The organism is Cupriavidus basilensis (genome assembly GCF_029335485.1).
GTDB classification, from domain to species: domain Bacteria; phylum Pseudomonadota; class Gammaproteobacteria; order Burkholderiales; family Burkholderiaceae; genus Cupriavidus; species Cupriavidus basilensis_E.
In genome coordinates this window covers 1-8,295 of record NZ_JARJLM010000655.1, presented here as the reverse complement: position 1 = coordinate 8,295, position 8,295 = coordinate 1, and the positions used below count along the sequence as shown (strand labels likewise).

The following is an 8,295-nucleotide window of genomic DNA, read 5'->3' as shown; positions in this document are numbered from 1 at the left end:
GCGACCCGCCCCCTGACCCGCCGGGGCGCGGACCAGCGCAATGAAAATAGGCCAACCGCGCGGTTGGCCTATTTTCATCTTGCCATCCCTGCCGGCAGGGGCGGATTACTGCAAAGGCTTGCCGGTACGGTCGTGCATGAACAGCAGGGCGATAAAGCTCACCACGGCGGCGGCGATCACGTAGTAGGCCGGCGCCAGCTTGCTGCCGGTCGACTGGATCAGCCAGGTCACGATCAGCGGCGCGAAGCCGCCGAAGATGGTGACGGCAAAGTTGTAGGCCAGCGAGAGGCCGGTGGAGCGCACCTCGGTGGGAAACTGCTCGGCCAGCACCGCCGGCGCCGGGCCGGTGAAGGCCGCCAGCAGGATGCCGAGGACCACCTGCACCATCAGCAGGGTCTGGGTGGTGGGCGACACATTGAGCCAGTGGAACAGCGGGTACGCCAGCACGCCGATGATCAGCGCCACGGTGCCGAGCATGCGCTTGCGGCCGACGCGGTCCGACAGCATGCCCATCAGCGGGCACAGCACCAGGATGATGGCGCCGCACAGGGCGGTCGACTGGAAGGTGGCGCCCAGCGGCAGGCCGAGCTGCTGCTTGGCATAGGACGGCATGTAGAACACCAGCACGTAGGTGCAGACCGTCCACAGGATGGTTACGCCCAGCCCGGCCAGCACTTCGCGCGGATGATCGCGCAGCACCTGCGCCAGCGGCGAGAACTTGACCTTGCTGGCCTTGCGTTCGGCACGCAGCGCCTCGAAGGCGGGCGGCTCTTCCAGGTGCGAGCGGATATACATGCCGACCGGACCGATCAGCAGGCCGAACAGGAAGGGGATGCGCCAGCCCCAGGCGTCGACCTGGGCCGGTTCCAGCCCGTTGATCACCAGGGCGCCCATGCCGGCGCCCAGCATGAAGGAAATGCCCTGGCTGGCCTGCTGCCAGCTCGCGTAGACGCCGCGCTCGCTGTCGGGCGCGTTCTCGATCAGGAAGGCGGTGGCGCCGCCAACCTCGCCGCCGGCCGAAAAGCCCTGGATCAGGCGGGCCAGCACGATCAGCGCGGGCGCCCACAGGCCGATCGACGAATAGGTGGGCGCCAGGCCGATGATGGCGGTGCCGAGCGCCATCATCAGGATGGTCAGGGTCAGCGCTGCCTTGCGGCCGACGCGGTCGGCATAGACGCCAAGCACGATGGCGCCGACCGGACGCATGAAGAAGCCTACGCCGAAGGTGGCGACGGTCAGCAGGAAGGAGGTCAGGTCATTGCCGGTGGGGAAGAACAGCTTGGCGATGATCAGGGCGAAGAAGCTGTAGACGGTGAAGTCGAACCATTCGAGGCCGTTGCCGATGGTGGCCGCCAGGATTGCCTTTCGTCGCTTGGCTTGGGAGATATCCGGAAGTTGAGTTGTTGCAGCGTTGGCTTGCATGATGCGTCTGAAGCGATGAAGAATCGGCGGAAGCCACCTTCGCCCGGGAAGGGGGAGGTGGGCTGGAAGGCACAATGGTAAGCGATTCCTTAATTTGCCGGCGTCCGGCACCTTCAGGTTAGTTCACATCCAGGCACACCGGTGATTTTGCCGATCGGCCGGGGACGCGCTCAGAGCAGGCTGCCGGCGGCCTCCCGCACCGCCATGGCCAACGCGTCGGCTACGGCGCGCACGCGCGGCGAGCGCCGCACGTCGGGGTGCACCGCCAGCCAGATGCCGCGTTGCAGGGCGGCATCCGCTTCCCCCATGGCGAACAGCGCGGGATCGTCGCGCGCCAGGAAATGCGGCAGCACGGCCAGCCCCAGGCCGGCGCGGCAGCCATGGTGCAGGGTGGCGAGGTCGTTGGCGTGCAGCGCGAAGGGCCGCTCGCCGGCCAGGCGCGCCAGCCAGCGCTGCTGCGGCACTTCGCGCAGGGGGGCGCCATAGCCGAGGAAGACCCAGGCTTCCGGCCGCTTCCCGATCCAGCCGTGGCTGCCGTAGAGGCCGTAGCCCATGTCGCCGAGCTTGCGCGCCGCCAGCCCGGGCTCCTGTGGCCGCGACAACCGCACGGCCAGGTCGGCCTCGCCGCGGTGGAGGTCGGCGGCGCGCGCCTCGCCGGTCAGGTCGAGCACGATGCCCTGCCACTGGTGGCGCAGCGCGGCCAGGCGGGGGACCAGGAAATGGCTGCCGAAAACGGGCGGTACCGACAGCCTGACCGTGCCTGTCAGGGCGCCGGCGCCCAGCGCGGCGCGGCCGAAGGCCAGTGCCTCCTCTTCCATCCGGCCCGCGTGCGCCAGCAAGGCTTCGCCTTCGGCCGTCAGCGGCCAGCTGCGCGGCAGCCGGTCGAACAAGCGCACGCCCAGCCGGGTTTCGAGCCCCTGCACCCGCCGCGCCACCGTGGAGTGTTCCACGTGAAGCACTCTGGCCGCGCCGGACAGGCTGCGCTGGCGGGCCAGCGCGAGGAAGTAGCGCACATCGTCCCAGTCCATCGAATGGGGGCCTCGATCTGTCGAAATTTGCACAATGAATGCGAGTGGATTGGGAGTTCCGATCTATTTTGCACCGGACTATCGTTTGGTGAGTCGACTTTCACCACGTCGACCGATCTTCAACGATTCGACATGCCATCTCGCGGAACCTGAAATGACTGCCATTCCTTCCCTTCAAGTGCGCTTACATGCCCCCGGTGGGCGCGGTGCACTGCGCCTGGAAAGCGTACCCGTCCCTGCGCCCGGCCCGGGCGAAATCCGGCTGATCCACACTGCCATCGGGGTGAACTTCGTCGATGTCTACCATCGCACCGGCCTGTATCCCTTGCCGGCGTTGCCCGCCACCTTGGGGGTGGAGGGCGCGGGCATCGTGGAATCGATCGGGCCGGGCGTCAGCGGCCTGTCGGTGGGCCAGCGGGTGGCTTATGCCGGTCTTCCGGCCGGTGCCTATGCCCGCGTGCGCACCCTGCCCGCCGAGCGCGCGGTGCCGCTGCCCGACGGCGTGCCGGACGAAGCCGCTGCCGGTGCCCTGCTGCGCGGCATGACAGCGCATATGCTCTATAGCTGGGTGCGTCCGCTGCGCGCCGGCGACAGCGTGCTGGTGCACGCCGCGGCGGGCGGCCTGGGCCTGGTGCTGGTGCAGTGGGCGCGTGCGCTGGGCGCGCGCGTGATCGGCACGGTCGGCAGCGAGGCCAAGGCAGCGCTGGCGCTGGCGCATGGCCTGGAGTGCGCGGTACGCTATCGGGAGGCGGATTTCGTTGCCGCCGCGCGCGAATTCGGTGGCGGCGACGGGGTGGACTTCGCCATCGACGGCATCGGCGCGGACACCCTGGCGCGCACCCTGGCGGCCGTGCGGCCCTATGGCATGGCGGCCAGTATCGGGCAGGTGGGCGGCGACAGCGGGCCGCTGGACCTCGCCGTGCTCGGCCCGGCCAGGTCGATCGCGCTGTCCCGGCCCGGCGTGTTCCGCTTTATGGCCGACCTGGCGCGCTACCGCGAAGGCGCCCAGGCCACGCTCGCACGGCTGGAGGCAGGCCTGAAGGTGGAGATCGCCGCGCGCCTGCCGCTGGCCGAGGCCGCCGAGGCGCATCGCCGGCTGGAAGCCGGCGAGACTGCCGGTTCCCTGCTGCTGCTGCCATGAGCGCCGCCCTGTCGCCGCCCCGCAGTCCGGCCGGGACTGTACAACTTGAGGAGCATTCCATGCTTTACCTGATCCTGTTGCGCTACCGCGCCCCCCTGGCGGAGCTCGACCGCTATCTGGCGGCGCACCGCGAGTTCCTCCACCGTCACTATGCCGCTGGTCATTTCCTGCTGTCGGGCCGGCAGGAGCCACGCGTGGGCGGCGCCATCCTGGCACGCGGGCTGAGCCGCGAGGAGGTGGGTGGCTGGCTGGTCGAAGATCCCTTCCACAAGGAGGGCCTGGCCGACTATGAGGTGATTGCTTGGGCGCCGGGCCTGCGCGCGGCCGAAGTGCCGGCGGCGTGGGCGCCGGACGCGGAAGTGGTCGAGCGCGTCGTGGAGAACTGAGGCGCGGACGCCGCCGCAGGGCCCGCGCAGGATAGCGCTCCCGGAACCAGGGATCAGCCGACGTGCTGCTGCGGCGGGCTGGCGGCTTTGGCTGGCCCGTCCGCATCGGGCTGCCGGGGCGCGGTTGCCGTGTCGGGGCGGTTGCGCGTCAGCCATAGCCACAGCGCGCTGGCCACCCAGCCGGCCACGAAGACGGTGTCGCCGCCATGGTTGAGCAGCGCGGCGGCGGCTGGCCAGTCGAATAGATCGGCCAGCCAGGGGGCGGGCAGGCGGGCTGCAATCCAGAGGAGCACAGCCGGCCCGCTTGCATACACGCCCGGCTGCCACCAGTTCGCATGGGGCAGCCTGGAATTGTGGGCTGTGCGCTTGACCACGATGTTCTCCAGCCTGACGCGCATCGCGGCGCGTCGTATTCGTTTGTCGCGGGGCTGGCACCCGGTCCGTGCGGACGGCGCACCGCACCGTGCAAGGCTGGACCGGGCCCCGTGACTGGAATCATAAGCCGATTGCCCATACCGTGTCCGAAACTTTAAAGCGTTGTGTGGGCCACCCCACGCTGGCATGGCGCCGCGCTGGGCCGCCGGCCCGGCGCCAGGCACATCCTGGCGTCTCTGCTTCAAGTTTTTTGATGGAAGTATCCGCAAACGGGTAGCGCAACGGGAGCCCGGTTTTGTCAAACTGATATCCGCTATCCAAAGGATTTGAAGGCTGACATCATGCTCCCCGCCATCTATGTTTCTCACGGTTCTCCCATGCTTGCCATCGAGCCAGGTCCAAGCGGCGCCGCCTTCGATGCGCTCGGCGAAGTGCTGCGCAAGCGCAAGCCCCGCGCCGTGCTGATCGTCTCGGCGCACTGGATCTACAGCACGCTGGTGGTCGGTACCCGCGAACGGCAGGAGGCCTGGCATGACTTCGGCGGCTTCCCGCGCGCGCTCTACGCGCTGCGCTACGACGCCCCCGGCTCGCCGGCGCTGGCCGACCGCGTCAAGGCGCTGGTCGAAGCCGCGCACGTCCCGGGTGCCGCCGTGGTGCTGCAGGACGACGAGCGCCCGCTGGACCACGGCGCCTGGATGCCGATGCGGCATTTCTTCCCCGCTGCCGACGTCCCGGTGGTGCAACTGGCGCTGAATCCCTACCTCCCGCCATCCGCGCAGATCGAGATCGGCCGCGCGCTCGCGCCGCTGCGCGACGAGGGCGTGCTGGTACTTGCCTCAGGCAGCTTTACGCACAACCTGCAGGAAGTCTTCGGTGCGGGCGGACGGCGCGAGCAGCATGGCTCGCCGGTCGAGCCTTACGTGGAAGCCTTCCGCGGCTGGATGATCGATGCGCTGGAGGAGGCGCTTGCCAGTGGCGACACCACCCGCATTACGGACTACCGCGCGCAGGCGCCGTACGCCCGCCGCGCGCATCCCACCGACGAGCACCTGCTGCCGTTCTTCGTGGCGCTGGGCGCTGCGCTGGGGCCGCACGAAGGCGTGCCGGCGCGGCAGGCGCCGGCCGCCGGCGTGGCGCGCGTGGCCGACGAGGTCACCTATGGGGTACTGGCGATGGATACCTTCGTGTTCGAGGGCCTGGGCACGCTTCCGGTCCTGAGCGCGGCGGCCTGAGCCGCTGGCGGGCCCTACGCCCGGCGGACGGAAAGGTAAGGGCGCGCCAGCCGCGCGCCCGCCAGCGCGATCCAGCCCATGGTGAGGGCGACCACGCCCAGGCCATATCGCAGGCTGCTGGCGTGGGCCACGCCGCCGATCATCACCGGCCCCAGCAGCAAGCCGATATAGGCGAAGCGCGCCACGCGCGCAATTGCCTCGGCCGGGGCCACGCCCGGCAGGCGCGACGCCGCCACGAAAAAGATCGGCACCATATTGGCCGCGCCCAGCCCCATCAGCGCAAAGCCGGCCAGGGTAGCCACCGGGTCGGGCCACAGCAGCGCCAGCGCAATCCCCACGAACGCCACCCAGGCGCTGCCGCCGAGCGTGCGCGCGTCCGACCAGCGCGCGCGCAGGCGGTCGCCGCCGAAGCGGCCGCAGGCCATGCCGCCCGAGAAGGCGGCATAGCCGGCGCTGATCCAGGCGTCCGGCGCTTGCGCCACCTCGCGCATATAGACGCTGGACCAGTCGTACATCGCTCCCTCGCCGACCAGGCCGAGGAAGGCCATCAGGCCCAGCAGCCAGAGCGCGCGCACCGCATGCGCACGATGCTGCGCGGAAGGCGGCACCACCGCATGGTCTTCCAGCAGCCACGGCGCCACGCCCAGGCTCACCACGGCGGTCAGCGCCGCCATGCCGGTGGCGTGCGCCAGCGGCGGTACGCCCAGGCTCAGCAGCAGGCCGCCGGCGGCGGCACCCGCCATGCCGCCCAGGCTGAACATGCCATGCAGCGCCGACATGACCGGGCGCGCGCGGCTGGCCTCCACCGTGGCGGCCTGTGCATTCATGCCCACGTCGAAAGCCGCGTTCGCCATGCCGAAGGCGATCAGCGCCGGGATCAGCAGGCCAAACTCGGGCATGGCGAGGATCGCGATGGTGGCGATGGCGTAGACCAGGCCGCTGCGCCGCGCGGCGCCCGCGCTGCCCACGCGCGCCACCCATCGTCCCACGGGCCCCATCGCCGCGATCGCGCCCCCGGCCACCGCCAGCATGGCCAGCGACAGCACCGCGTCCGACAGCCCGAAGCGAGCCTTGATGGTGGGGATATGCACGCCCCAGGTAGCAAAGGTGGCGCCGTTGACGAAGAACAGCGCCATGGTGGCGCGCGCGGCGTGTTCCACGCGGCGCGGGCTGGCGGCCGGCGCCGCGGGAGAGGATGGGGAGGGCGGCTGGATCAACTTGCTGGAAGTGGCGTCGGGCATATTGGCGGCGGGCGCGCTGTCCGGCGCGCGGGGGCCCTGGCGGGGCTGCATGATGGTCGAGCCCCGCATCGTCGCACATCGGCGCGTCGGGCGTATGACCGGACTAGCGCGCTGCCATGCCCGGACCCCGTGCGCAGGGCGCTGCGCCAGCGTCCTAGGCCGGGGCGGCGTGGCTGGCTGCGCGCAGCAGGCCGCGCCGGTGCAGCGCAAAGCCGAAGGCCGCCAGCGCAGTCAGCGCCAGCGCCACCATCACCCACAGCATCAGCCAGTAGCCGCCGGCGGCGCGCCACAGCAGCGCGCCCAGCCAGGGCGCGGCGGCCTGCATCAGCAGCACCGGCGTCATCATCAGGCCGTTGAGGGTGGCGTAGTGATGGCGCGAGATCAGCTCCGGCATGGCCATGGCACGCAGCATGGTGTTGATGCCGTTGGCGCAGCCATAGAGCACGGCCGCCACCATCAGCCACTTGCCGTAGCCGAGGGCAAAGCACAGCAGCCCCACGCTCATCACCATGTACACCGGCAACGACAGCCGCAGCGGATGGCGCACCGGGAAACGCATCATCACCAGCCGGCCCACCACCTGCGCCGGCCCGATCAGCGCTGCCACCACCAGTTGCTCGCCCAGCGGCAGGCCCTTCTCGGTCAGCATCGGGATCAGGTGGGCGCCCAGCAGCGAGGCGATCACCGCCAGCGCCGTGAAGGCCAGCACCACTGCCCAGAACACCGGCTGGCGCAAAGCGAGTCGCGCGATGCCGGGTTGCGCGGCATCGGCCAGCGGCGCGGGCGCCGGGGCCGCGGCGTAGGTGGCGTGCGCCGCGTAGCGCAGCCGGGCATGCAAGGGCGCGCACACCAGCAGGTTGAGGGCGGCAAAGCACAGCAGCGTTTCGCGCCAGCCCAGGTGCAGCACCAGCCATTGGGCCAGCGGCACGAAGATGGTGCTGGCGAAGCCGGCCATCAGCGTGACCGTGACGATGGACTTCTGGTAGCCGTCGCCAAAGGCCTGGCGCAGCACCACGAAGGCGGGTTCGTACAGGGTGGTGGCCATGGCCAGCCCGAGCGGTATCCACATCAGCAGGAAGGCCGCCTGGTTCGGCGTCCACGCCCACAGCAGCAGGCCGCAGCCGGCCAGCACGGAGCCCGTGCACATGACCACCCGCGCCGGCACGCGGTCGAGCAGCCTGCCCACCGCGAACGAACACATCGCCCACACCAGCAGGCCGACCGAGTAGCCGCCCGCAAGAAAGGGTTTGGAGTATCCCAGCGCCTTGCTCATCGGCCCGATAAAGACGGTGAAGGCGAAGTACAGCGTGCCCCAGGAAATGGTCTCGGTGATGCCAAGGGTCCAGACCAGCTGGCGTGGCGAGATGCCGGGCAGGCCCGGGGAGGCGTCTTGTCTTGTCATGGCGCGCCTGGACGCGGTCGATGCCGCCGTGCCGGTGGCCGCCATGAAGGGGGTGGCGGCTGGCGCGA

At 70.3% G+C, this 8,295-nt stretch carries 8 protein-coding genes; 3 read left to right on the top strand and 5 right to left on the bottom strand.

Going from position 1 to position 8,295, the window contains the following annotated elements; all coding sequences use genetic code 11:
- Positions 1-105: 105 nt before the first annotated feature.
- Both P3W85_RS40315 and P3W85_RS40310 read right to left on the bottom strand, forming a co-directional pair.
- Positions 106-1,422 carry an MFS transporter gene (locus P3W85_RS40315; protein WP_017225072.1) on the bottom strand — a complete coding sequence of 439 codons (1,317 nt, stop codon included), beginning with the start codon at positions 1,420-1,422 and terminating at the stop codon, positions 106-108.
- Positions 1,423-1,592: 170 nt separating this feature from the next.
- On the bottom strand, positions 1,593-2,450 hold the full coding sequence (locus tag P3W85_RS40310) for a LysR family transcriptional regulator (RefSeq protein WP_276268910.1): 858 nt from the start codon (positions 2,448-2,450) through the stop codon (positions 1,593-1,595).
- Between the two features lie 154 nt (positions 2,451-2,604).
- Between P3W85_RS40310 and P3W85_RS40305 the strand changes: the two genes are divergently transcribed.
- Complete coding sequence (locus tag P3W85_RS40305; RefSeq protein ID WP_276268909.1) at positions 2,605-3,591, top strand: quinone oxidoreductase family protein; 987 nt, start codon at positions 2,605-2,607, stop codon at positions 3,589-3,591.
- Positions 3,592-3,650: 59 nt separating this feature from the next.
- Entirely contained in the window at positions 3,651-3,977 is a 327-nt protein-coding gene (locus P3W85_RS40300) for a YciI family protein (protein ID WP_276268908.1), read from the top strand.
- A gap of 53 nt (positions 3,978-4,030) precedes the next feature.
- Here P3W85_RS40300 and P3W85_RS40295 read toward each other — a convergent pair whose 3' ends face one another.
- Positions 4,031-4,351, bottom strand: coding sequence for a hypothetical protein (locus P3W85_RS40295; protein WP_276268907.1), 321 nt, complete (start codon positions 4,349-4,351; stop codon positions 4,031-4,033).
- 342 nt (positions 4,352-4,693) lie between these two features.
- Between P3W85_RS40295 and P3W85_RS40290 the strand changes: the two genes are divergently transcribed.
- Positions 4,694-5,584 (top strand): dioxygenase family protein, encoded by an 891-nt coding sequence (locus P3W85_RS40290; RefSeq protein WP_276268906.1) that lies wholly within the window; start codon positions 4,694-4,696, stop codon positions 5,582-5,584.
- A gap of 14 nt (positions 5,585-5,598) precedes the next feature.
- Here P3W85_RS40290 and P3W85_RS40285 read toward each other — a convergent pair whose 3' ends face one another.
- Positions 5,599-6,720 carry an MFS transporter gene (locus P3W85_RS40285; protein WP_276268912.1) on the bottom strand — a complete coding sequence of 374 codons (1,122 nt, stop codon included), beginning with the start codon at positions 6,718-6,720 and terminating at the stop codon, positions 5,599-5,601.
- A 259-nt stretch (positions 6,721-6,979) separates the two neighbouring features.
- Positions 6,980-8,227 carry an MFS transporter gene (locus tag P3W85_RS40280; protein WP_276268911.1) on the bottom strand — a complete coding sequence of 416 codons (1,248 nt, stop codon included), beginning with the start codon at positions 8,225-8,227 and terminating at the stop codon, positions 6,980-6,982.
- Between the last annotated feature and the right edge of the window lie 68 nt (positions 8,228-8,295).

Bases quoted from the DNA above. Each gene is read 5' to 3' on its own strand.
- P3W85_RS40305 (WP_276268909.1), top strand. From the start codon at position 2,605: ATGACTGCCATTCCTTCCCTTCAAGTGCGCTTACATGCCCCCGGTGGG.
- P3W85_RS40315 (WP_017225072.1), bottom strand. From the start codon at position 1,422: ATGCAAGCCAACGCTGCAACAACTCAACTTCCGGATATCTCCCAAGCC.
- P3W85_RS40300 (WP_276268908.1), top strand. From the start codon at position 3,651: ATGCTTTACCTGATCCTGTTGCGCTACCGCGCCCCCCTGGCGGAGCTC.
- P3W85_RS40310 (WP_276268910.1), bottom strand. From the start codon at position 2,450: ATGGACTGGGACGATGTGCGCTACTTCCTCGCGCTGGCCCGCCAGCGC.
- P3W85_RS40285 (WP_276268912.1), bottom strand. From the start codon at position 6,720: ATGGCGCTGTTCTTCGTCAACGGCGCCACCTTTGCTACCTGGGGCGTG.
- P3W85_RS40280 (WP_276268911.1), bottom strand. From the start codon at position 8,227: ATGACAAGACAAGACGCCTCCCCGGGCCTGCCCGGCATCTCGCCACGC.
- P3W85_RS40290 (WP_276268906.1), top strand. From the start codon at position 4,694: ATGCTCCCCGCCATCTATGTTTCTCACGGTTCTCCCATGCTTGCCATC.